The sequence below is a fragment of the Clostridium sp. 2218st1_F5_2218SCRN_220325 genome (genome assembly GCF_039062665.1).
Taxonomy (GTDB): domain Bacteria; phylum Bacillota; class Clostridia; order Peptostreptococcales; family Peptostreptococcaceae; genus Intestinibacter.
Map to the genome: position 1 here is coordinate 72466 of NZ_JBCLNH010000007.1, position 25477 is coordinate 97942.

Annotated in this window: 21 protein-coding genes and 1 other annotated feature; of the genes, 19 read left to right on the plus strand and 2 right to left on the minus strand. The window is 26.4% G+C overall.

Annotated elements, in window-relative coordinates; translation table 11 throughout:
* The first annotated feature begins 20 nt into the window (after window positions 1-20).
* Together ABCM86_RS05955 and ABCM86_RS05960 are read left to right on the plus strand one after the other, a co-directional pair.
* On the plus strand, window positions 21-938 hold the full coding sequence (locus ABCM86_RS05955) for an AEC family transporter (RefSeq protein ID WP_195931548.1): 918 nt from the start codon (window positions 21-23) through the stop codon (window positions 936-938).
* Between the two features lie 60 nt (window positions 939-998).
* On the plus strand, window positions 999-1931 hold the full coding sequence (locus ABCM86_RS05960; protein ID WP_195931549.1) for a ribonuclease H family protein: 933 nt from the start codon (window positions 999-1001) through the stop codon (window positions 1929-1931).
* A 117-nt stretch (window positions 1932-2048) separates the two neighbouring features.
* Here ABCM86_RS05960 and ABCM86_RS05965 read toward each other — a convergent pair whose 3' ends face one another.
* Window positions 2049-2684, minus strand: a complete 636-nt coding sequence (locus ABCM86_RS05965; protein ID WP_195931550.1) for an NAD(P)H-binding protein — start codon at window positions 2682-2684, stop codon at window positions 2049-2051.
* A 250-nt stretch (window positions 2685-2934) separates the two neighbouring features.
* On the minus strand, window positions 2935-4752 hold the full coding sequence (locus ABCM86_RS05970) for a peroxiredoxin (RefSeq protein ID WP_195930923.1): 1818 nt from the start codon (window positions 4750-4752) through the stop codon (window positions 2935-2937).
* A gap of 326 nt (window positions 4753-5078) precedes the next feature.
* On the opposite strand from ABCM86_RS05970, the gene ABCM86_RS05975 reads away from it, so the two are divergent.
* From ABCM86_RS05975 to vanT, 17 genes are all read left to right on the plus strand, one after another.
* Window positions 5079-5279: a hypothetical protein gene (locus tag ABCM86_RS05975; protein WP_195930924.1), complete on the plus strand. Its 201-nt coding sequence runs from the start codon at window positions 5079-5081 to the stop codon at window positions 5277-5279.
* A 122-nt stretch (window positions 5280-5401) separates the two neighbouring features.
* A complete protein-coding gene (locus ABCM86_RS05980; RefSeq protein WP_195930925.1) occupies window positions 5402-6172 on the plus strand; it encodes a PP2C family serine/threonine-protein phosphatase in 771 nt (256 codons plus the stop codon).
* A 152-nt stretch (window positions 6173-6324) separates the two neighbouring features.
* Window positions 6325-7737, plus strand: coding sequence for a UbiD family decarboxylase (locus ABCM86_RS05985; protein WP_195930926.1), 1413 nt, complete (start codon window positions 6325-6327; stop codon window positions 7735-7737).
* Window positions 7738-7755: 18 nt separating this feature from the next.
* Entirely contained in the window at window positions 7756-9231 is a 1476-nt protein-coding gene (locus tag ABCM86_RS05990; RefSeq protein WP_195930927.1) for a VanW family protein, read from the plus strand.
* A 77-nt stretch (window positions 9232-9308) separates the two neighbouring features.
* Window positions 9309-9899, plus strand: a complete 591-nt coding sequence (locus tag ABCM86_RS05995; protein ID WP_195930928.1) for a helix-turn-helix domain-containing protein — start codon at window positions 9309-9311, stop codon at window positions 9897-9899.
* A gap of 136 nt (window positions 9900-10035) precedes the next feature.
* Window positions 10036-11466 (plus strand): tetratricopeptide repeat protein, encoded by a 1431-nt coding sequence (locus tag ABCM86_RS06000; protein ID WP_195930929.1) that lies wholly within the window; start codon window positions 10036-10038, stop codon window positions 11464-11466.
* A 462-nt stretch (window positions 11467-11928) separates the two neighbouring features.
* On the plus strand, window positions 11929-12807 hold the full coding sequence (locus ABCM86_RS06005) for a YitT family protein (protein ID WP_330605523.1): 879 nt from the start codon (window positions 11929-11931) through the stop codon (window positions 12805-12807).
* 170 nt (window positions 12808-12977) lie between these two features.
* On the plus strand, window positions 12978-13784 hold the full coding sequence (locus ABCM86_RS06010; protein WP_195930930.1) for a hypothetical protein: 807 nt from the start codon (window positions 12978-12980) through the stop codon (window positions 13782-13784).
* A gap of 202 nt (window positions 13785-13986) precedes the next feature.
* Window positions 13987-14700, plus strand: coding sequence for a polysaccharide deacetylase family protein (locus tag ABCM86_RS06015; RefSeq protein WP_195930931.1), 714 nt, complete (start codon window positions 13987-13989; stop codon window positions 14698-14700).
* Window positions 14701-15457: 757 nt separating this feature from the next.
* Entirely contained in the window at window positions 15458-17272 is a 1815-nt protein-coding gene (gene dnaG / locus ABCM86_RS06020; RefSeq protein WP_195930972.1) for a DNA primase, read from the plus strand.
* An 18-nt stretch (window positions 17273-17290) separates the two neighbouring features.
* Complete coding sequence (rpoD, locus tag ABCM86_RS06025) at window positions 17291-18448, plus strand: RNA polymerase sigma factor RpoD (RefSeq protein ID WP_195930973.1); 1158 nt, start codon at window positions 17291-17293, stop codon at window positions 18446-18448.
* 74 nt (window positions 18449-18522) lie between these two features.
* Window positions 18523-19224: a class I SAM-dependent methyltransferase gene (locus ABCM86_RS06030; protein WP_330593149.1), complete on the plus strand. Its 702-nt coding sequence runs from the start codon at window positions 18523-18525 to the stop codon at window positions 19222-19224.
* A gap of 10 nt (window positions 19225-19234) precedes the next feature.
* Window positions 19235-20332, plus strand: a complete 1098-nt coding sequence (locus tag ABCM86_RS06035; protein WP_195930974.1) for a Nif3-like dinuclear metal center hexameric protein — start codon at window positions 19235-19237, stop codon at window positions 20330-20332.
* 66 nt (window positions 20333-20398) lie between these two features.
* Window positions 20399-20641, plus strand: a binding site (T-box leader).
* A gap of 217 nt (window positions 20642-20858) precedes the next feature.
* A complete protein-coding gene (locus ABCM86_RS06040; RefSeq protein WP_195930975.1) occupies window positions 20859-21410 on the plus strand; it encodes a tryptophan transporter in 552 nt (183 codons plus the stop codon).
* Between the two features lie 272 nt (window positions 21411-21682).
* Entirely contained in the window at window positions 21683-23719 is a 2037-nt protein-coding gene (locus ABCM86_RS06045; protein WP_195930976.1) for an ATP-binding protein, read from the plus strand.
* 82 nt (window positions 23720-23801) lie between these two features.
* Window positions 23802-24101 carry a hypothetical protein gene (locus ABCM86_RS06050; protein WP_195930977.1) on the plus strand — a complete coding sequence of 100 codons (300 nt, stop codon included), beginning with the start codon at window positions 23802-23804 and terminating at the stop codon, window positions 24099-24101.
* A gap of 158 nt (window positions 24102-24259) precedes the next feature.
* A complete protein-coding gene (vanT, locus tag ABCM86_RS06055; protein ID WP_243269597.1) occupies window positions 24260-25423 on the plus strand; it encodes a serine racemase VanT catalytic subunit in 1164 nt (387 codons plus the stop codon).
* Window positions 25424-25477: the final 54 nt, after the last annotated feature.

The window sequence follows — 25477 nt, forward strand, 5'->3', positions numbered from 1 at the left end:
TATTTTAAGGGGGAAATTCTGTGAATATACAAGTTGTAATAAATCAGATGATTATACTTTTTTTAGTTATAATTATAGGATATATAGCAAATAAAGTGGGAATATTAGATAAATCCCAAAACCAAAAACTATCTTCACTAATTTTAAATATAACATGTCCAGCACTTATTTTAGCTTCTGTCAGTGATATTGAAAGTGGTGATTTTAAAATAGTTGTTCAAATATTTATAATTTCGATTATAATATATCTAGTCTTGCCGTTTATGGGGATTTTATTGGCAAAGATTTTAAAAGTACCTGAGGAAGATAGAAATTTATACAAGTTTATGACTATTTTTTCTAATATAGGTTTTATGGGATACCCTGTAATACAATCTATTTTTGGTACACAGGCTTTGTTTTTTGCATCAATATGCAATATGGTATTTAATATATTTTGTTATAGTTATGGCATTTATTTAATATCAGGAGATGACAAATTATCTTTTGATTTTAAACAACTTATAAATCCAGGGATTATATTTTCAATAATAGCTATTATAATCTACTTGACAAAATGGAAGATGCCTCAGATAATAGGGGAAACATCAAATTTAATAGGATCTATAACAACACCTCTTGCGATGATGCTTATCGGGTCTTCATTGGCAGATATACCTCCTAAAGAAGTAATAAACGATATAAGACTTTACCCATATACAATAATAAAGCAAATTATAATGCCTATTTTATTTTGGTGGGTATTGAAATTTATTGTTGTGGATAAAGTAGTTTTAGGGGTATTAGTTGTATTAGTAGCTATGCCTGTAGGTTCAAGCACAGTTATGTTTTGCAATCAATATGAAGGAAATGTAGATCTTGCATCAAAATCAATATTTATAACTACATTAGCTAGTGTATTTACTATACCAATTTTGGTATATTTACTATTTACTTGATTTTGTGTATTTTTATATATTAAACAAAGTTTAAAGTGATTAACATAAAAGGAGAAAATTATGGCAAAGAAAAAAGTATATGCTATAAAAGAAGGATTTGATTTTTCTAAAAATGAAAGAGTACAAAATAAATTAGTGGACTCATGGAGCGAGTGTCAAAAATATATAAAAGGTGTAAAAGGAGCTATCTATAAAAGTTTTGAAGATATAGATGAAGCTCAATCTTTTTTACAAAAAGGAAGTGAACTTCTTAGAAAGGGAAAAGATAAATACGACGAAGACTGTCTACATGTATATGTAGATGGAAGTTATAATTCTGCAAGCAGAAAATACTCTTACGGTGTAGTTGCTGTAAAAGATAATGTAGTAGAGTATATACATGGAGGTTCTGGTCAAAATCCAGAAGGAAATAATATAAGACAGATTGCAGGCGAGTTAAATGCAGCACTAGAAGCTACAAAATACGCATTAGATAATAAACACGATAAAGTAGTTATCTTCCACGATTATGAAGGAATATGCCACCATGCAACAGGATTTTGGCAAAGAAAAGACAAATCTTCACAAGAATACTATGAAAAGATGAATACCTTTATAAAACAAGGAATAAAAATTCAGTTTGTCCAAGTAAAAAGCCACGAAGAAGATTTATTTAATGAAATGGCAGATACAATATGCAAAAGGGAATTAAATATAGATAATGATGGAGTATTAGAAAAATATTTATCAAAAAACACTATAAAAGTAAAAGATGAAGAGATTAAGAAAAAGCTAGACAAATTAGTCATAAAAGGAAAAGAAAATATTATAGTACAAGGGCAAGAGACAAATATAGAAAAAACACCTCAGATAGAAAGTTTACATAAATCACAAGATACAGAAGATAAAAACGAGATAATAAAAAATATAAATCAAGTACTTAAAGATTTAGAATATGAAAGATTAGAAGAAGTGCTTAAGTATGTAAAAAGAAAGAAAAATCAAAAAAAATAATTTTAAAGAGGCTATTTTAAAACAGATTTTAGATGTTTATAGTAGCCTCTTTTTTATAACAATTTAAAAATGAAATTTATGGGATGGAAAGAAAAATAATAAAAAGGTATAGAAAAGTTATTTATTAGATATAACTGGTGATTCATTAATAAATAAATTGTTTATAGATATATAGTATATAAAATATGCTATATTGTAATTAGATACAAAATGACCTATTTTATCATCTGTAGATGTGAGAAACTCGCCTTTTTTTCGAGAGGGAGCAGTATGTATGATTTTTATTACTGTCCAATTTAAGTTGGACTCTTCTAAAAGATTAAATGTATGTTCAAAATCTTTTTTATAGCTTTTATACAAAATATTATTAAGTGAAATAGAGATTAGTGGATTGATTTTGCCTGTATTTTTATTGTTTATTAATCTAGAGATAGTTATAAATCTCTTTTTATCTAATTTAATCATTTCTTTTATTATCGTTTTATTAGAAATTTTATTTACATAGTAACTTCTGTTTTTAAACATCTTAAAATCGGGTCTAAATGCGTTTATTACGATATCTGCATTTTTTATTGCTTTATCTACTAAAAGTGGATCATATGCATGTCCAACTATTATATTTAGTTTTTTTGATGGAAGTTTTATTGAACCTGGCTTATCTATAAAAGCTGTAACTTTATGGTTGTCATTTATAAAAAATTCTATTAAGTATTTACCAATAGGACTATTTGCTCCAAATATAGTTATATTCATTATTAGATTGCCAAAATTATGGCCACTCCTTTCTGTATATTTCATATGAAAATTATTTTTATAAATTTATTATATACAAAACTCATAATAATTATATTGATTTTAATTTAGTAATTTTCTATATATTATAATCTTAATATATATACGTTTTCTAACTTAATATTATTATAATAAAAAAAGTTAGAAAAAGGTATTAAAAATATAAAATATATTTTACAATACCTTTCGAATTTATAAATAATTATAACAATTAATTGTCAGGTAAGCTAGGAACATCTCCATATATATCTCTAAGCTCATCTTCAAAATTATACATATCGTGTATAGCCAAGTACATTGCTCTTCCCAAGATATTGGCTTGGTCGTAAGTTGATGTCCATGAGAAAATACCTGCTAGACAATTTTGAATAACATATTCAGCTTTTAGGAATATAGATAAATCGTTGTCAAATGACATTGCAAATGTATTATCTTTAACTAAATAAGGTACTAGTGCTTGATTGTCAAATTGATAAACATATCCATTTTTGTTTATATAGTTTTCTCTAAGTTCATCATAAGACTTAGTATTTGTAGCACCTAGTCTTCCGTAAAATGGCACGCCTAAATTGATTTTTCTAGATGGCATACCAGCATTTATAAGATTGTTGACCATAGAATTTACACTATAACCAGGAAGAGATAAATTTGAATCATATAAATTAGCTTGATGTTTTCGTCCATTCTCACCAGTTTCGCCTGCAGTAAAATCATAGCTCATAAGGTTGAAGTAGTTTATTAAAGGTGCTATTTTATCTATTTCAACACTTCTATTGATATATGCAGTTTCACCAGTACCAGCGACACTAATCCATTTGTCTTCTCCTAAAACATCTCTTAGGGCAGTTATAAGAAGTGTGAAATTTTCTCTATCTTCTGGTCTTGATTTTATACCAGATGCACCATTACCAGGATATTCCCAATCTATATCTATACCATCTAAGTCATAATCACTTACTAGTTGATTTACATTTCTAGCAAAATTATATCTTGATGTTGGAGTCAATGCTGCATCAGAAAAACCATCAGCACCCCATCCACCGATAGCTGCAATTATTTTTAAAGAAGGTTTAACTTCTTTAAGTGCTAACATCTCATTTAGATATCTTGGTGCAGGTACATATAAGTTACCATTATCATCTATTTCTACAAATGCATATATTGCAGCATCTAAATAAGTAGGATCTAAGTTTCTAGGATTTCCTAATACATATTCAAATACTATAGGATTTAGATTTGGACAATTTGAATTTATATATTCTGTATTTTGTCTATCGTCTTTTGAAGATTTTGTTTTTTTACTAGATGAAGATATACTGTTTTTAGTTTTAGGATAAATGTATTTAGGTTGATTTTTTTGATTTATATATTCTGGCATATCTTTTCTGCTTTCTTCATTTATAAAACACAAGTACCAATCTAAACATGAATATTTTTTATCACAGTTTTTTATAGTATTTTTTAGTTCTTTGTATGTCTTTGGTGGCTTAGCTATAACTGAATTTCCTGGCAACCAATTAGCAGGAGTTACAACATTATCACAATCAGATTTTTGAAGAGCATCTATAATTCTAAGAATTTCAAAAATATTTCGTCCAGTAGTCATAGGATAATACAAAATAGTTCTAAGTATTTGTTTGTCATCTATAATAAATACAGCTCTAACTGTAGAAGATGAACTCATAGGCTCTGAAATCATTCCGTATAATTTTGCAATTTGCATATTAGAATCATCTATAATAGGAAATGGTATTTCAATTCCTGTAAGTTGACATATATTATAAACCCATGCTAAATGAGATGCATTACTATCTACACTAAGTCCGATTAATTGTGTATTTCGATTTTTAAATTCATTATAATACTTTGCAAAGCATATAAACTCAGTAGTACATACTGGTGTAAAGTCCCCTGGATGAGAAAATAAAACTACCCATTTACCTGTATAATCAGATAAGTTTATTGGGCCAAATGTCGTATTAACTGTAAAATCAGGAGCTTTTGAACCCAAGTTAGGCAAACATGGCATAATATCACCCCTTTTAAATTTAATCTTTATATTTATATTATTAAAAATAAGTAGGATTGTTACTACTTGATATATATGAAAATATAAAGTGAATAAATTGGAATAGTTAACAAATTATAACGAATTTATGTCAAAATTCTTATATGAATTGATATTTATGTATTATTTTGCTAATATATATATTGAAGGAAAATATAATTTTGGGAGTGGATAATATGAAAAGTGTTTTCAAAAAACTTTTTAAAACTTTATTAACGTCTTTTTTAATATGTTTTTGTGCAATGATAATTTTAATGATAAGCAACAGGATAATGGGAGTATATCGTGTGGGAATCGCTTATATATTATTAGGTGGATTAGGATTTATAATGTTGACGGCAGGTATGATTTTAGTGAGATTTGATTATATTTTCAAAAAGGAAAAGCCAAAGCGAGTTGCTAGAAGAACTACCGAAAATCCTAAACAAAAAACTCAAACACACCCAAAAAACATACAAAGAAAAAGCCGCAGACGAGAAATATCTTAGATATAGTTTATAAAAATCAATTATGTGAATATAAAATACCATTAAATTTAAAATTTAATGGTATTTTTTTTTATTGAACTAACTAAATAATAATAGAATAAAACTAGGAGGTAGAAGATTTTATGTGTATAAATATATTTGAAGGCAACACAGTTGGATATAAAAATGTAATAAAATCTTCTTGTTCACAAGATTTCTCTATTTATAAAAAATATAAAGACTACCTTATATGCTCAGTAGCAGATGGACATAGTATGGATATGTTTAAGTATAGTCATATAGGTTCTAGACTGGCTTGTAAGGCCATTTTAGATATATCAGAAAAATATCTACAAATTGATAGTGATTTATTTATAAATAATTTTAAAAAAGGTATAATTCAAAAACAAATAAAGCTGAGATGGAGAAATCTAGTATATGAAGATTTTTACAGTAGAAACTATAGAGCATATAAATTAAATTATGGACTTTACGGGACTACATTGACATTTTTTATATTATTGAGAGATAAAATGATATTTTTTAATTTAGGAGATGGCAATATTTTAATACAGCAAGAAAATGGCTATAATTTTATATTTGAAAATAATAATTATAGAGTTGTAAATTCACTAGCACATGAAAATTGTGAAGATAAAATGCAGTATAAAATACTAAACAGATATAAAGACCTAAAGCTAGCTATATTTACAGATGGATTTATAAACTGCTTTAATACATATGAAGAAGTAAAATCGGAATTAGACTCTACGTTCGAGATGTTAAATAAAAATATATTTAGACGATATAATTTAGAAAATAAATATAAAGCTCATTTAGAAAAATTGAGCAGGTATGGCTCACATGATGATATAAGTGTTATATTTGTATTACAAAATAATGCGAAATTATAGTATTATAAAAATAGGTTAGAAGAATCTAAAATTTGTCTTCCAACCTATTTTTTGTGATATAAAGTAAAAAAGTGCAGAAATACATAATGTCCTAATGAAATAATATGGTATAATAAATTATAAAACTAAAAACAACAGGAAGGTAAAGATGGATGAATTTAAAAAAAGGTTTCGACACATTAAAAAATCAAATTGAATATTTAATTGATAATATCAAGTATAATAAAAAATATTTGGTTAGTCTATCTTTGTCATTGGTGGCTTTTTTAATACTTTTAGTAGTTCTTTTTTTTAGTAATGGAGATTTCAGTGTAAGTAAAGAAGTTAATACTCTAGTAGATAGCATATCTAGTAGAAGATATACAGAAGCATATCAATATTATGAAAATCTAGAAAAAGAATTTTCAGCATCTAAAATGAATAAGTTTAACAAGTCAGCATCAAATAAATTATCTTCATTAGTTGCAAATAGTGGAGATAAATACATAAGCGGTGAAATGTCTAGAGAACAGTATTTAGGACTTATAAACACGATAAATGCTTTAGATCATATAGAAATTGATGTAAATCAATTATTAGATATATCAAGCAGGGTAGAAGAAATGTACATTGATGAAAATATAAGCTATGAAAAGGCATCTTCTTATATGGAAGTGACAACTTCACTAAAAGGAATCTATCAAGATTTAGATGAATATAAAAATAATATAGAAACAATATGCCAATCTAGAAAAGTATATCAAGAAGGTAGTAAGTTTCAACAAATAAAAAAATATAAAGAAGCTATAGATAAATATGACAAAGTAGTAAAAGAAGATAAAAAATACTACAGCTTAGCACAAAATAAAAAACAAGAGTGTATAAAAGCTATGTATGATTATTATATATCTCAATCAAAAAATTCTTCAAAAAAGGGTAATTATGAAGAAGCATTAGTTTATTTAACTTATTTAAAACCATATTATCCAAATGATGAAAAAATAGAAGAATTAGAAGATGAATACAAAGAAAAAATATCTGTATATACTCTTACGTCTGATGATATTTTAAATTTAATAAGTAAAAGAAGTAAAATCGACTCTAGTGAATTGTCAGTTATATCATATCAACAGACAATAGACGGAACTCTTTACTATTATGCAGAAGTTGTAAGAGACAATAAAATATACAATGAAGTTTTGGTTGAACCAAAAGAGAAAAAAATATATTCATATAAATCAGAAAAAGTTGATTATGATTGTGAATATAGTGATGGATATTATAAAGTAGATGAAGATGGAAAGTACATATTTGCAATAACTTCTAAAGATGCTGCATCTATAGTGAGGGATAGATTGAGCTCTAAAAAAGAAGAATTTAATGATTTAGAAGTTAAATTTAAATCAGATATTGAAAAATATGTAAATAAAGAACAATTAAACAAGCTAGTTGAAAAAAATAATAATATTTACTATTATGTACTTGTTAAAAAAGGATGGTTTTCTTTAACAAAAGAAGTGTATTTAGTAAATATGTATAATAAAACAGTATACAAATGTGTCGACGATAAAATAAGCAAAATTTAGTTTTACGAGGAGTTATTTATGAGGAAAAAGATTATTTTAGGTGTTTTATGTTTTGTATTGGTAATCCTAGGAGTAGGACTTTTCTCTACAAAAAGTGATAAAATATCTAAAAATGTATATGTAAAAAATATTAATATTGGAAAATTAACAAAAGACGAAGCAAAAGAAAAATTAAGCAGTGAATATAAAATGGAGCCTTTTAACTTCAAATATAAAGATGATGAGTGGAAAATATCACCGGAAACAATAGATGTAAGTTATGATTTATCTAAAACAGTACAAAATGCATATGATGTTAATAGAAAGGGAAACATAATAGTAAATGTATTCAAATCATTAAAATCTATGCTCGGAGTAAAAACGCACATAAACATAGCGATTGACTTTAATGAAGATAAATTAGTAAAAGAATTAGAAAAAATATCAAAAGAAATAAATATAGAAGTTAAAAATGCAACACTAAAAATCACAGGTGGAGAAATTGAAGTAGTACAAGAAGAAAGTGGCCTAGAATTAGACATAGAAGCGAGCAAGACAAACTTCATAAAAAACCTTGAAAATACAAATTTTGACGAGGAATTAATAGTTGCAAAAATAGAACCAGAAGTAAATAGTGATGACCTAGAAGGTATAGATACATTACTTGCTAGTTATTCTACAGTAGCATCTCCAGGAGATGCTAACAGATCTGAAAACTTAAGACTAGCGACAGAAAGAACAAGTGATATCTTATTAATGCCTGGACAAGAGTTCTCTTACAACAACTATACTGGCGAAAGAACTAAAGAAAATGGATATAAAGATGCACATGTTATAAGTGGCGGTGAAGTCACATTTGGAACAGGAGGCGGTGTATGCCAAGTTTCATCAACTATATTTAACAGTGTTTTATACGCTGGATTAGATATAGTAACTAGAATAAATCACTCTATACCTTCGACTTATGTAGGTCTAGGAAGAGATGCTACAGTAAATGATTCGGGTATAGATTTTGTATTTAAAAATAATTATGAAAATCCTGTATTTATAAAAAATTACTATAACAATGGAAAAATAACATGTCAGATATTTGGTGTTGAAAGCGATAAAAAAGACATAGAAATATCTACAACAGTAAATGCGACTATAGAATACAGTACTATAAAACAAGTAGATACGAACTTAAGCGAAGGTGCTACAAAGGCTTTAGAAAGTGGAAGAAAGGGATACAGTGTTACTACTTATAGAATTTTTTATGATAAAGATGGCAACGAAATAAAAAAAGAGACAGTATGCCAATCATATTATCCAAGTAAAAATGCAGTAATTGCAGTTGGATCAAATAAATCAAATTCAAATAATAATAGTAACAATCAAAATCCATCAGAAAATAATCCTGGACAAGGCGAAAACAACAATAATGGAGAAAGTAGTGACAAAAATAACAGCGAAACTCCAACTCCAGGAGATACTACACCACCTGCTTCAGGAGAGGTCCAAACCCCACAAATCTAACTTAATAAAAATCACAAAAGTGATTTTAATGGTTTAAAGACCAATAAAAATAAATATAAATTATAGGGGGTGTTGATTTGAAACTTAATGATATAACCCAGTATATTCAAGAGATTTGCCAAAATATCTCTAAAGTACTAGATGTTGATGTTACTGTAGTATCGAAAGATTTATATAGAATAGCGGGAACAGGCATATTTAAAGATAAAATAGGCGACAAAATATCAGAAGAAGCTGTATATTCAAATGTTCTAAAAACAGGAAATTCATATATTATCAATAAAGAAATTGAAAATAGATGCAAAACTTGTTCTAGCAGAGAACACTGCAAAGAACTAGCAGATATATGTACACCTATTAAACTTGGAAGTGAAAATTTAGGAATTTTAGGTATAGCCGCATTTACAGAAGAACAAAAACAAAAGATACTATCAAAAGACAAAGAGCTTAGAGAATTTATATCTAGTATGTCTGATTTAATATCATTTAAATTAGATGAGATGTATAAAGAAGAAATCAAGACAGTAGAACAATTAGAAAAAGAAGAAATCGAAAAAGCAATAAAAAAATACGGCAGTAATACTCAAGAAATGAAAAAAGTTGCAGATGCATTGAATATAGGTATTGCAACTTTATACAGAAAAGTAAAAAAATACAACATAAAATAATCATTTAAAAATCCTTCATCTATTGCGATGAAGGATTTTTTTGACTATAATTTATAAATATGTTATCTTAGAATATATGGAATATTAGGAGGCGATTATCATTTTAGGAGAAAATATAATTTTAGATATTGAAAATATGCCTAGAAAAATAATGGACATTTCTTTAGTTGAAGAAAATAAAAGCGATTATACATTTTTTAAAATAGATGAAGATGAAGGCGAAGATAATGACACATTAAAGGCATTAAAACAAACATATGTTACTTCAAACTATAAAAATGAAACAATTTTAAACTTACAAAAAGAACTTAATACAAATTCTACGGAAATATCAAAAGAAATTAAATTAGAGTCTTATAATAAATACAACAACGCACTTGATTTAGCTATAAGACATTACATTACAAATGCAGTAGAATTTATAGAAGAGGCGCTTAAATTAAATCCAAAAGACCCAGATATATTAAATTTAAAAGGTCTTTTATGTTTATTAAAATGTGACTTCTCTAAAGCATTTGAGAGTTTTTACACAAGTCAATGTTATGGAAATAATGAATTATCTAGAAAATACGTTAACTTGTTGTCATCAAAAGAATTTAAAGTATTCTTAGAGAGATATAATCATTCAATTAGATTTATAAATGAAGAATTAAATGAAGAATCTATAGAGATATTTGACTCTTTAATATTAGAAGAGCCAGATCTTATAGAGCCATATGTTATATCTATACTACTTTACGATAGAGTAGGAGATGAAAAGAAAAAGATAGAATTATTAGAAGAACTTAGATGCATAGATAAAAACAACCCTATCTTTGAAAAATTTAATGAAGAAGGTGTAAATCTTGAAAGTAAGTCAGAAGAAAAAGAAGAGACAAAAGTAAATAAAGACGATAATAAAGAAAATAAACCTAAATCTAAAACAAAGAAAACAGATAAAAAACATATAGTATTATATACTGTAATTGCTATTTTAATAGTTTGTATGGGAGGAGCTTACTTACATAATCAAAAGAAAATAAATGATTTAAACGAACAGATAAGTTCTAAAGATACTGAAATACAAGAAAATAAAAAGGCATTATCTGAAACAGAAGAAATGCTAAGTCAAAAAGAGCAAGAAGCAAAAGATGCACAAGAATCAGAGCAAAAAGCTAAACAACAAGAAGAAGAAACTAAGCAAATAGCAAGAGGTGCAGAAGCGCTTTATTTTGATGCAACTAAGTATAAAGCATCAGGTGATTATAAAACTGCTATAAAATACTATGAGTATACATTAAAAGCAAAAGATACATCTTCTTATAATGCAGATTCAATATATAATATAGCACTTTCATATAAGAAAATGGGCGATACTGAAAATGCTATAAAATACTACAAAAAATATGTAAGCTCATATTCAGCATCTCAAGAATATTATGATGATGCGTATTATCAGCTTGCTACAATATATTATGAAAATGATAGATTACAAGAAGCAAAAGATGCTTTACGTACTTTAAAAGCTACAGACCCAAATAGTGCATATAATAGAAATGAAAAAGTATTAGCAATTTTAAAACAATAATAAAAAAGTGATATTGTAGATTTATTTACAATATCACTTTTTTAATTATAAGGAAATTATATTTATTTTGGTAATATATCGGGAAATATCTATATAAATAAAATAATATAAAAAAATTATCTTTTACAAATAATGAATGTATATAAAGACTCCCTGCATTAAATGCAAGTTAATATATTAAAAATTGCTTAAATTAGAAATTTTATAAGTAAAATACATGTGTTTAAGATATAAAAATGAAATAAAAAATAAAATAAAATCATATTAAGATTGAATAAAAACAGTGAAAGCAAAATTTCACAAATTGTATATAGAAAAAGAAAAATGACGCAAAAGTTGCACTTTACAGATTGAAAAAAGATATTATAATAATAGTTAAAGAAAAGCAAACAGGGCGATGCTTATAAAAGATATTGAGAAAGAAGGGAGAAATCAAAGTTAAGACAAAGGGGATGACTTTGATTGATAAATATTATGAGTAAGGTCAATAACATAGTAGAAAAAAATATTTTTGCAAGATATAGCATTATACTAGCAGGTATGATTATATCAAGTATAGGAATAAATGGATTTATAAGACCAGCACATCTTTTAAGTGGAGGTGTTACAGGACTTGCTACTATGATTAATTACATGACAAATATAAATGTAGGGTTACTTACATTTTTAATAAATATACCAATATTTATACTTGGATTTATATATTTAGACAAAGATTTTTGTATTACTAGTTTAATTAATATGGTATTATTTTCTCTTATATTAGGTGTAACACAAGATATAGGAACTTATATCAAAGTAGACGATATACTACTTCAAAGTGCATTTGGTGGAGTTTTATGTGGTATAGGTATAGGACTTACATTTAGAGCAAAATCATCACAAGGTGGGACAGATATTATAGGAGCTATTTTAAAAGTAAAAAGAAATGTAGAAGTTAAAAATACAGCTTTAGCTGCTAATATAGCAATAGTCTTATGTGGAAGTTTTTTATTTGGAATAAACTTAGCATTATACACATTAATAAGTATGTTCTTAAATGCACAAACAATGTCAGTAGTAAAAGATGCATTCTTTGAAGAAAAAGCAGTAATGGTATTTACAGAAAAATCTCAAGAAGTTGCACATGATATAATGCATGATTTAGTCAGAGGTGTTACATTCTTTGATGCAGAAGGTGGATATACACGTGAAAAGAAAAAAATAGTATATTGTGTAGCATTAGCAAAAGAAATACCAAAAATAAAAGAAATAGCACTTAAATACGATGAAAAAGCATTTATATCAGTAAATGATTTAAATGAAGTAAAAGGTAAAGGATTTAAAGAAAGATATCTATAAAATATAAAAAGAATATAAAAAAGTCTTCTAAAAAAAGGAGACTTTTTTTATTTGAAGGAAATTGATATTGATTAAAAGAAATCTTTATTGTTATAAAACTATTATGATTATATAATTATATTATAGAAATATGACTAATAGTTTTAATCTAAAGAAAGGGAGCATTTTATATGAGTGATACAAAAAATAATGTTTCAATATATAATGAGTATTTAAAATCTATAAATGATGTGAAGAGAAAAGTAAGAAATGCACAAAATATAAAGAGAAAAGCATTAAAAAAAGATATAAACGCAAGTGAAGAAGATATAAAATTAATAGAAAATAAAGCTCTTACAAATGAGAAAATAGGTTTTAATTGTAACGATATTAAAATTTATTGCTTTAGTAATGGAGATAAATATATAGGAAAAATAAAAGATGCACAGATGAATGGTATTGGAGTATATTCTTTTTTTACAGAAGATGAGAGAATACTTGAATATTCAGGGGAGTTTAAAGATAATATAAAAGAAGGTTGTGGTCAATATATATTCCCTAATGGAAATATATATACTGGACACTTTAAAGATGATGTAAGAGACGGTATAGGCCAGATACTTTATGCAAATGGAGATGAATATATCGGCAACTTTAAAAATGGCAAAAAAAATGGAAATGGCATTTTTAAGTGGAATGATGGATGTATGTATTATGGAGACTATAAAGATAATAAAATGGATGGCGATGGATCGTGTTATAATCCTTCTGGAATTTTGATTTATGAAGGAACTTGGAAATCAAATCAAATTCATGGATTTGGAACTTATATTTGGAGTGAAAATAAAAAATACATAGGCGAATTTAGAAATGGTAAAAAACATGGCTTTGGAAAATTCTATTTAGATGGCGAATTAGTATATGAAGGGACTTGGAAGTTTGATAAGCCATCTATATTTGGAAGAAGTTTAGAAGAAATATTCACAGTTAAATTTTAAAAAATAACTTATTTAAAAATATAATTTTAATAAAAATTATATTCAATAATGTAATTTAAAGTGAATTATAAAGTTATATTTAGGGTATGCTATCTATTAACAAAAGCATTTTTATAATAAATGTTTTAATACAATTTTATAGAACTTAAAATAAATCACCTTTTTAAGTATTAAAATGTTAAAACTATGAAAGGATAAAATTATGAACTATAAAAAGTATTTTAAAAAAGCTATTGCGATAGCACTTTTATTTTTTTTAGTAAACGCACCCTTAATATTAGCTTATAAAAACATAGATGATAAAGACAATATAATAAAAAATAATTCAAATAACAGCAAAGAAATTGCTCTTACATTTGACGATGGGCCACATCCAAAAGAAACAGCTAAAATTCTTGACATCTTAAAGAAATACAATGCAAAAGCTACATTCTTTGTTGTAGGAAAACACGTTAAATGGTATCCAGACTCTGTAATAAGGGCGAGTAAAGAAGGTCATGAAATAGGAAATCACACATTTACTCACCCGGATATAAGTACATTGTCAAATGAACAATTAAAAACCGAAATTAAAAATTGTGAAGATATAATAATTGAAAAGACAGGTAAAAAGCCAGTTTTATTTAGACCACCGTTTGGAAATTATAACGAGAGATGTCTAAAAGAATTATCTCAAGATTTAGGTTATACAGTTGTATTGTGGAGTGGAGTAGATGCAAAAGACTGGAGGAATCCTCCAGCATCTCAAATTGCAGATAAAATAATAAAAAATGTAAAACCAGGAGATATAATACTGTTGCATGACTATGGAACAGAAAATACAATTATAGCACTTGACACAATATTATCCACATTATCACAAAAAGGATATAAATTTGTTACGGTATCTGAACTTTTAGATAAAAATAATAGATAAATTTTAAAAATATGTAATTACTTTGAAAAAAGTTAATATTATATATTAAGAATATTTTTAGAAGGATTTGATTAAATGTATAATAAAATCTATGAAAAGAAAGAATATATAATTTTTCAAGTAAGGGGAGGTTATATAGCTTACAACACAAAGAAATGTTTTCAGGATGGTCATACACATTTAAGACATTTTGATGCAGCTAAAACGGCGATAGACCTAGTGATCAAAAAAAAGTCCCTAAAAGTACAGATGAATACTATCTAGTAAGTTTAATAAGATTGAGTGAAGACAATAATTATATCGAAAAAATATATGAATTAATGAATACTAGAAGAAACAAAGGTAAAAAAGATAAATATTACAATGTAACATGTAAATTAATAAAAAGGGGCTTATAGTCCCTTTTGTGGCGTTAAGACATTACAAAATAATAACTTTAGGTTTTGTAAAGAAATTTTATAAAAAATATACTACAATATATTATATGACAAACTTTTTTTTTGAAGATAAATGACAAATATAATAATAAATAATATTAAAAAAGACGAAAAATGTTTTAATTTATATTAAAATTACTATTTAAATATATACAAAATTATATTATTACAAAAAAAACAGTAAATAAATTATAAAAAATAATTTTTATTAGAAGGAATTTAACAAAAAAAGTCGAATTATGTATAATAGTATTTGACAAATATGTATTATAAGGTAAAATAGAAATGTTAATAAAAAATAACACCGGAAGGTGATAAATTTGAATGATTTAAAAGATATTATAGAAGAAATAAAAAGTAGATGTGACATTGTAGACGTAATATCAGACTATATGCAACTTAAAAGCTCGGGTTCAAATTACACAGGATTATGTCCATTCCATTCAGAAAAGACAGGATCTTTTATGGTCAGTAAGTCAAAACAAATATACAAATGTTTTGGATGTAATGCTGGTGGAGATGTAATTAGTTTTGTAATGAGATATGAAAATGTAGACTTTATGGATGCTGTGAAAATATTAGCTAGAAGATGTGGAATTACTTTAGAAAGAAATATAAGCGAAGAAGAAAAGCAAAAAATACAAGAAATAAATAAATTTAGAGAAATTCACACAGAAGCGGCAAGATTTTATTTTGCAAATTTATTAGGTACAAAAAATCCAGGATACGAATACCTAAAGAAAAGAGGATTAAGCGATAAAATAATCAAAAAATTTGGATTAGGATATTCGCTAAATTCATGGAATAGCCTGATGAATTATTTGCTTGCTAAAGGCTATGATAAAACAGATTTAGTAAAATGTGGTCTAGTTACTCATAAAACTGAGACAAATAAGTATTTTGATAGATTTAGAAATAGAGTAATGTTTCCTATATTTAATTACAATGGAAAAGTGATTGGATTTGGGGGGAGGGTACTTGACGACTCGCTTCCTAAATATTTAAATTCACCGGAGACTTTAGTCTTCAATAAAAGATTAAATTTATATGGACTTAATATATCTAAAAAAAGTATAAAAGACGATACATTAATCCTAGTTGAGGGATATATGGATTTAATTTCACTTTATCAAAATAATATAGAAAATGTTGTAGCTACTTTAGGGACGGCTTTAACAATAGAACAAGCGAGATTAATTAGAAAATTTGCAAAGAATGTTATTATATCTTATGATTCAGACCAAGCAGGGCAAAATGCTACTTTAAGAGCAATTGATATTTTGCTACAAGCAGATATAAAAGTAAAAATATTAAATTTAAAAGATTGCAAAGACCCGGATGATTTTATAAAGAAATATGGTTTTGAAGGGTATAAAAAGGCAATGGAAGATTCAGACTATTATATTAAATATAAAATAGATATATTAAAGAAAAAATACAATTTAAATAACGATAGTCAAAAAATGAGCTTTGTAGAAGAAGCAACTTTTATGTTGAAAAAATTAAAAAGTCCTATAGAAAAAGATTTATACGCTAAATATTTGAGTGATTTAACAAATATAAGTATAGAATCAATTAGAGCTAGTGTAGGAATAAAAGTAAATAGCAATTATAATAAAACTAATAAAAGAAATACAAATGTTCATAAAAAAATAGAACAAATGTCAAAAATCCAAGATGGTTATCTAAAAGTAGAAGCTAAGTTTATAAAGTTATTGATGGAAAACAAAAACTTGAGAGAATCTGTATTACAAGATATAAATGAACAACAGTTTTTATTTGATGAAACAAAAGAAATTTTTAATTACATAATTAAAAATAGAGAATTGGACAAAATAACTATTGACAAAATTAAAAGTTTAAACATATCTGAAGAATATGTAAACAATATACAAAATATCCAAATTGAAGAAATTAATACTTATACTCTTGAGAGCACTAAAAACATAATTAAACAAATTAAGAAAAATATAATAGACAATGAGATAAAATCAATGTCCTATCAAATAAAAGAGCTATCAAGCAAGCTTGAATTATTGAAAAAAACCAATGGCAATACGAAAGAGGTAGATGAGAAAATTATGAATTTAAGTTTAGAAATTTTGAAAAAAGAAAAAATAAAAAAAGACTTATAGAAAGGAGGAGAAGTATTTATGGCAAGTAAAAAAGACAATAAAAGGTTAACGGCAAAAACATTAATAGACAAAGGTAAAAAGCAAGGTTCTTTAACATTATCAGAGATTATGGAAGCATTCTCGGAGACAGAACTAGACAAAGACCAAGTAGAAAATCTTTATGAAACACTTGGGAACTTAGGTATAGAAATAATAGAAGATAAAACTCAAAAAGCTGATGTTGATTTTTCTGATAATGATAACGATTTAATGGTAGACGATCATTTTGATGGAGTATCTGATGACGAACTTAAAAAAGAAGACGATGTAGAAATGGATAAAATAGACTTATCTCTTCCTAAAGGAATAAGCATAGATGACCCAGTTAGAATGTACCTTAAAGAAATCGGGAAAATTCCTCTTCTTAAACCGCATGAAGAAATAGAATATGCAAAGAGAATGATGGAAGGCGACGAAGTAGCAAAACAAAGATTAGTAGAAGCCAACTTAAGATTAGTTGTAAGTATAGCTAAAAGATACGTTGGTAGAGGGATGCTATTCCTTGATTTAATTCAAGAAGGAAACCTTGGATTAATAAAAGCTGTTGAGAAGTTCGACTATGAAAGAGGATTTAAATTCAGTACTTATGCAACATGGTGGATAAGACAAGCTATAACTCGTGCTATAGCTGACCAAGCTAGAACTATAAGAATACCAGTTCATATGGTAGAAACTATAAATAAATTAATAAGAGTATCTAGACAATTACTTCAAGAATTAGGACGTGATCCAAAACCAGAAGAAATTGCAAAAGAAATGGATATGTCTGAAGAAAAAGTAAGAGAAATAATGAAGATAGCACAAGATCCTGTATCTTTAGAAACACCAATAGGTGAAGAAGAAGATAGTCATTTAGGAGACTTTATACCAGATGAAGATGCTTTAGCACCTGCAGAAGCTGCTGCTTATTCTCTACTTAAAGACCAAATAGAAGAAGTACTTGGCTCATTAAATGAAAGAGAACAAAAAGTATTAAAATTAAGATTTGGTTTAGAAGATGGTAGAGCTAGAACGTTAGAAGAAGTAGGTAAAGAATTTGACGTAACTAGAGAGAGAATTAGACAAATAGAAGCTAAAGCACTTAGAAAACTTAGACATCCAAGTCGTTCTAAGAAATTAAGAGATTATTTAGACTAAGATAAGAATTCGCCTGAAAAGGCGAATTTTTAAATTAATAATTATTTATAAATACACAATTTAAACTAGAGAGGATGAAATATTTGAAACTTACAGACAGACTATTAAAGATTGCATCATTAGTAGATAAAGATAAAAGATTAGCAGATATAGGTACTGACCACGGATATATACCAGTATACCTTTTAAATAAAAATACAATACAATACGCTATTTTAGGGGATGTAAATAAAGGTCCTTTAGATAATGCAAAAAAAGAAGTTATGAGAAATAACTTAATAGATAAAGTTGACTTGAGATTAGGTTCGGGAATAGAAGTTCTAAAACCAAATGAAGTAGATGAAATAATAATAGCAGGTATGGGTGGTATGCTTATAAACGATATATTAAAAGCAAATGAAGCAGTTGCACACACAACTGAAAAGCTAATACTTCAACCTATGCAAGCTCCAGAAGAACTTAGAATGTTCTTATACAAAAATGGATACAAAATAATAGATGAACATTTAGTTAGAGAAGAACACAGATTATACGAAATAATAGAGTGTAAATATGAAGGATTAAAGGAGCAAGATATAGAACCTATTTACTATGAAATAGGTCAAAAATTAATAGAAAAACAAGATCCTCTACTTAAAGATTTTATAGGAAATAAAATAAGAATAAACGAAAACATATTAAGAAAATTAGACGGAAAAGATGGAGATGCAGTTTCTCATAGAAAATCTATTATAAATAAAAAGATAGAGGAATTAAATGATTTATTGAATAAATAAGGAGGAATATATGAAACTTCGAAATTTAATTAATAAAATTGAAAGCAAATATCCTACTAATTTAGCATATTCATGGGACAACGTCGGGTTATTAGTTGGAGAATACGAACAAGAAGTAAAAAAAATATTAGTTACATTAGAAGCTAATGAAAAAGTAGTAGATGAAGCAATAGAAAAAGGTGTGGACTTAATAATAACTCACCATCCATTTATTTTTTCAAAAATAAATAGAGTTAACTCAGGTGATTTAAAGGGAAGACTTATCTTAAAATTAATAAAAAATGATATAAGTCTTTATTCAATGCATACAAATTTTGATATTGCAAAAGACGGACTAAATGACTACTTTATGGAGATTATGGGCTTTGAAAATTGTGAGATACTAGAAGAGACTCACAGAGAAAAATTATATAAACTAGCTGTATATGTTCCAAAAGGTTATGAAGACGCTATTAGAGGCGTTTTAGGGCAAAATAAAGCAGGTTATATAGGAAACTATAGCCACTGCACTTTCAACATCTCAGGAACAGGTACATTTAAGCCAGAAGAGGGTACTAATCCGTTTATAGGAAAGATAGGCGAAGTTGAGAAATCAGATGAAGTTAAAATAGAGACTATTGTGCCTAAAAGCATACTAAATAAAGTAATTAAAGAAATGATAAAAGCACATCCATATGAAGAGGTAGCATATGACGTATATGAACTTCAAAATGAAGGTGAAAAACAAGGTCTAGGAAGAATTGCAAACTTAGATTCAGAAATAACTTTAGAAGAGCTTGCAAACAAAATAAAATATACTTTAAATATGGATAAGATAAGACTAGTTGGGGATTTAAATTCTAAAATAAAAAGAATTGCACTTTGCACAGGTGCTGGATCTGACTTAGTTAAATTATCAAAAATAAAAGGTGCTCAAGTTTTAATAACTGGAGATATGAAGTATCACGAAGCACAAGATGCTCTAGATATAAATATGAATGTAATTGACTGTGGACACTTTGACACAGAAGATATATTCAAAGATGTTATGAAGAGATTTATAGATGGCTTTGAAGAATTTGAAACAATTAAAAGTGATATTTATCTAAATCCATTTAAAATAATTTAATTTAAATATAAAAACTGTTGACAAAATTTACAAAACTGAATACTATATAAGTATGAATAATATAACTTAAATCCTTTGAAAAGGAAGAGTAGTTAAATTTAGGTTCAATATAGAGAGTTGAGGATGGTGGAATCTCGACAAGAAGAAATTTAATGAATGGGCCTTAGAGGAGTAAATTGAAATCAACTTTTGAAAGTAGACTTTACCGTGATCGCACGTTATAGCGAAAGAGTATGTTAGTACTTTAATAAGAGGTATATATTTATATACAATCTAGGTGGCAACGCGGATATTATCTCCGTCCTATTAATATAATAGGACGGAGTTTTTTAATTTTAAGAAAAATTAATATAAAAATACAAATTAAACAAATTTATAAACTTTCAAAGTGTTGATAAATTTATAATAAGTATCGAAATGAGGAAAAAAGGAGGTGTTAAAATGTTGTGAACTCCATTAGAAGGACTTGAGAAGATTGAATTTAAAGAAAATTTCAAAAATAAGAATTTTAGGAGGGTTTTAAAAAATGAGAACAAAAACAAATACGAGAAAATTAACATTAAATGCGATATTATTAGCTATGGGGTTAGTACTACATCAAGTAACACCACCTATATTTACAATTAAACCAGATACAACATTGATAATGTTATTTACACTTATGGTTATAAATAGAGATAGTTATAAAACTTGTTTAGTAGCAGGTATTATAGCAGGAATATTTGCAGGAATGACTAGTGCATTTCCAGGAGGGCAAATACCAAATGTTATAGATAAATTTATAACTACAAATATAATGTTTTTAGTTATGACACTTTCATATAAACTTCCTTTTATAAAATCTTTAGGAGATAAAGTTAAAGATATAATAGTTACAGGTATAATGATGGTAGTAGGAACTTTTGTAAGTGGAACAATATTTTTAACAGCAGCTCAAATAATAGTCGGGCTTCCAGGAAACTTCACAGTGTTATTTATGTCAGTAGTAGTTCCAGCTGTAGCTATAAACTTAATAGTGGGAGTATTGATTTATAAAATAGTAAATGTAACTGTTCAAAAGGCAATATTAAATGCTTAATAAATATAAAATAATATATTAAAATCAAAATGAAAGAATACTGTTTTATCAGTGTTCTTTTATTTTTGATTTTAATAATATAAGTATAAAATATAAGTTAATATAAAATTATTGAGAAATTTATGTCAATATATTAAAAAAATTTAATATTATATAAAAATATGCTCCAAAATACTTGTAAATAAAGGCAAAAAGAAAATATAATATAAGGTATATAGGGATGTAAATATGATTTGCTCTTTTATACGATAAGGTTTATAGGGGGGGACTTTATGAAATTTTTAAATAGAAAGAGTTATTTAATTGACTTTGTTGGGGTTTATATTTTAATAATAGGGGGAGTTTTTACTGTTTTAAAAGATATGAATATATATTATATGTATCTTATCCTAATTATAATCAATGGAATAATTGGAATGTTTGCGTATATTATGAGTATTGTAACACTAAGCACATCAGAAGACGGTATTTATAAGGATTTAGCTAGAATTTTTGGAATAGTCTCAATAACGAATGCATTATTTGCAATATATGTATTTGATAATTTAAATTATGATACTTTAAATAAAGAAATTGAAATTACGCTAGTTAATTTAGGCGTACAAGCTTCACTATATATTTTATTTGTGTATATTTATAGTAAAAAAAATAAAATATATAAATTTAATAATATTGCTAATGTAATTGCGATATTTATACCAATACTTTATATACTTATAACTTGGACAAGCATAATACCTGATATATCTGATTATGTTAAAAATATATTTTGCAGTATTTTTTTAATCAAGTATATATATTGCATCTTAAAAATAGATAAGTTAAATAAACAATTTTATAATTATAACACTATAAGAGATATGAAGATTTTATTTATATGTAGAATTATCATATTATTATTTATGATTTTCTTAGGTGCTGTAGAATTTACAAATATATATCCACAGACATCATTTGGCAATAAGCTCAACTGCATAGGGCTTATATTTTTAAATTTTATTCATGTATATTTAGTATATACTATATGTTTTAGAGATATTATAAAAAGACCAAATAGAAATCTTTACTACAATTTATTAGATGAAAGAGAAAAACTAAAACAAAATATAGAAAAAATAGAAGAAGTAAATTTCAATATGGAATACTACAAAATAATCTATGAACAGCTTTTAAAAAACATGCCCAGTGGGATAATAATATCTCACAAACACAAGATAATGTTTGTAAATAATAAAGTACTAAAATTATTTAAATTAGATTCTGAGGAAAATATAATAAATAAAAATATATCGGATTTAATTTATAAAGAAGATAGAGAAAAATACGATAAAACAATAAAATCTATAGATAAAAACGAAAAAAAAGAAAGTGTAATTCACACTAGATTTTCATATAATAACGTGATGTTTGAAGCACAAGAAATAAGATTTTATGAAACTGTACATCAAAAGACATTTCAAGTTTCCATAATAGACAGTATAGAAGACAAGATAAAATTAGAAGATGCCAAAAGAGAATTACAATTAAGAGATGTAATGGAGAAAACAAGGGATGAAGTTTTGTCAAATATATCACATGAATTTAAAACACCTGTAAATGTAATATACTCAACCGTTCAAATACAAGATTTAAACCTACAAAAAGGAGATTATGATAAAATTTTAGAGTTTAACAAGCTTATAAAGCAAAACTGCAATAGACTTATTAGACTTATAAATAACTTTATAGATTCTACAAAACTAGAGAATAATAAAGTTGAAATACATAAAAAACGTGTAAATATAGTTTCTATTACAGAAGATATTACAATGTCTGTTATAAATTTTGCTAAAAGACAAAAAATAGATGTAGTATTTGATGCAGAACAAGAAGAATTATATTGCGATATAGATATAGACCAGATGGAAAGAATAATGTTAAATATACTTTCTAATGCTATAAAATATAATAATCCAAATGGCAATATAGATGTGATTGTAAAAGACCGAAAAGAAAAAGTATATATAGATGTTATAGATAGTGGAATTGGAATACCTAAGGACAGAATAAACACTATATTTGACAGATTTGAGAGAATGGAAAACAAAAATGCTGTAATAAAAGAAGGAAGTGGCATCGGACTTAGTATAGTCAAAAAACTTGTAGATGCTTTAGATGGAGAGATAAATATAGAAAGCGAAGTTGATAAAGGAACTACAGTAAGACTTATTTTCAAAAAATCTAAAAATCAAAATGGAATAGAAGAAGTATACGATATATCACAACATTTAGAAGAAAAGGTAAATCTAGAAATGTCTGATATTAGCTGATAATATTTCTTGATTTTATATAAAATATTATTTTTTAAAATACAAATACTATTACTAATTTAAACTGATGAGGTGATTAGTGATGTTTTGTTGTGATGATAAAAGAAAAAAACAACAGGAATGTTGTTGTAAAGGCCTAGTAATAGGTGGTATACTTGCCGTTGCTTCCATAGTTGTTGTAAAAATATGCAAAAAAATAAAATGCAGAAAAATAGAAAAGATAATAGAAGAATTAGAAATGGAAGAAATGGACGAAAAAGATAAAGGAGAAGACGATACAAAAAAAAATACAGAATATGATCCAGAATTAAAAGAAAAAATAGACGAATTTAATTCTAGAAGACTGACAACAGAAAATGAAACTCTACATGAGAGATTATAAACTACAGTTTAAATCAAAATAAAAATAAATAAGTATTAAAACAAATACTTAAAAAACTAAACAAAATAGATATGTTATAATTTAATTAAAAAGATTATGGCATATCTATTTTTATGTATAATATTAAAATTAAATATATAGGGGGAATCAAGGTGGATATGAAAATTTATAATAATAAAAATGAAATTGATACATCTAATTTTAGAGCATGGGCAGAAATTGATTTATCAAAACTTAAACACAACGTAGAAGTTATAAGAAAACTTTTGCATGATGATGTAGATATAATTGGTGTTGTAAAAGCTAATGCATATGGTCATGGAGATATAGTTGTATCAAAATATCTTGAGAGTATAGGTGTAAAACATTTTGCAGTTGCTTTTATAGAAGAAGCTATAAAGCTCAGAAAAAGTGGGATAAAAGGTGAAATAATAATTTTGGGATGGACCCCTTGTTGTCGAAAAGACGAATTAATCAAGTATGATTTATGTCAAACATTAGTAAGCGAAGAATATGCAGAAGAATTAAATAAACTACCAGGCGTAGTAAAGGGATATATAAAATTAAATACAGGAATGAATAGATTAGGCGAACCAAAGGAACATCTTGATTTAATAAAAAAGATGTTTGATTTAAATAATATTCAAATAGAAGGAATCTTTTCTCATTTATCTAGATCAGACAGTAATTTAGAAGTTGATATAGAATTTACTAAACAACAAATTTCCAACTTTGACTTTATATTAAATAAATTAAAAGAAGATGGGTATAACCCTAAAAATATACATCTTCAAAATAGCTACGGAATAGTCACTTATAGGGATTTACATTACAACTTAGTCAGACCAGGTATAATACTGTATGGAGTTCCAAGCGACCCATTAGACGATACCTTAAATCATCTTCCAGATAATATGAAATTTGAGGCGACACTTTCTCTTAGATGTAAGGTAGCTATGGTAAAAGAAATAACACAGGGAGAGTCAGTCGGCTATGGAAACAACTACACTGCCACAGAGCATGTAAAAGTAGCTACTATAACTATAGGTTATGCAGATGGATTATCAAGACTTATATCTAAAAAAGATATGAAAGTCTTAGTAAATGGAAAATTTGCAAAACAAATAGGAAATGTATGTATGGACCAAATGATGATTGATGTAAGTGGGATAGATGTATGTGAAGGCGATATTGTTACATTAATTGGACAAGATGGTGATAATTATCTGTCTGTAAATCAGATAAGCTTACTTAGCAATACTATAACTAATGAGACACTTAGTGTTATAGGTGAACGTGTTAATAGAGTATATCATTTATAAGATAAACGTATAAAAAGTATTCCTGTATATAATAAAATTATAGGAATACTTTTT

What these genes read in the sequence shown, in the direction of transcription:
- ABCM86_RS05960 (WP_195931549.1), top strand. Translation starts at nt 999, where the DNA reads ATGGCAAAGAAAAAAGTATATGCTATAAAAGAAGGATTTGATTTTTCT.
- ABCM86_RS05965 (WP_195931550.1), bottom strand. Translation starts at nt 2,684, where the DNA reads ATGAATATAACTATATTTGGAGCAAATAGTCCTATTGGTAAATACTTA.
- ABCM86_RS05970 (WP_195930923.1), bottom strand. Translation starts at nt 4,752, where the DNA reads ATGCCATGTTTGCCTAACTTGGGTTCAAAAGCTCCTGATTTTACAGTT.
- ABCM86_RS05980 (WP_195930925.1), top strand. Translation starts at nt 5,402, where the DNA reads ATGTGTATAAATATATTTGAAGGCAACACAGTTGGATATAAAAATGTA.
- ABCM86_RS05985 (WP_195930926.1), top strand. Translation starts at nt 6,325, where the DNA reads ATGAATTTAAAAAAAGGTTTCGACACATTAAAAAATCAAATTGAATAT.
- ABCM86_RS05990 (WP_195930927.1), top strand. Translation starts at nt 7,756, where the DNA reads ATGAGGAAAAAGATTATTTTAGGTGTTTTATGTTTTGTATTGGTAATC.
- ABCM86_RS06000 (WP_195930929.1), top strand. Translation starts at nt 10,036, where the DNA reads ATGCCTAGAAAAATAATGGACATTTCTTTAGTTGAAGAAAATAAAAGC.
- ABCM86_RS06010 (WP_195930930.1), top strand. Translation starts at nt 12,978, where the DNA reads ATGAGTGATACAAAAAATAATGTTTCAATATATAATGAGTATTTAAAA.
- ABCM86_RS06015 (WP_195930931.1), top strand. Translation starts at nt 13,987, where the DNA reads ATGAACTATAAAAAGTATTTTAAAAAAGCTATTGCGATAGCACTTTTA.
- rpoD (WP_195930973.1), top strand. Translation starts at nt 17,291, where the DNA reads ATGGCAAGTAAAAAAGACAATAAAAGGTTAACGGCAAAAACATTAATA.
- ABCM86_RS06030 (WP_330593149.1), top strand. Translation starts at nt 18,523, where the DNA reads ATGAAATATTTGAAACTTACAGACAGACTATTAAAGATTGCATCATTA.
- ABCM86_RS06035 (WP_195930974.1), top strand. Translation starts at nt 19,235, where the DNA reads ATGAAACTTCGAAATTTAATTAATAAAATTGAAAGCAAATATCCTACT.
- ABCM86_RS06040 (WP_195930975.1), top strand. Translation starts at nt 20,859, where the DNA reads ATGAGAACAAAAACAAATACGAGAAAATTAACATTAAATGCGATATTA.
- ABCM86_RS06045 (WP_195930976.1), top strand. Translation starts at nt 21,683, where the DNA reads ATGAAATTTTTAAATAGAAAGAGTTATTTAATTGACTTTGTTGGGGTT.
- ABCM86_RS06050 (WP_195930977.1), top strand. Translation starts at nt 23,802, where the DNA reads ATGTTTTGTTGTGATGATAAAAGAAAAAAACAACAGGAATGTTGTTGT.
- vanT (WP_243269597.1), top strand. Translation starts at nt 24,260, where the DNA reads ATGAAAATTTATAATAATAAAAATGAAATTGATACATCTAATTTTAGA.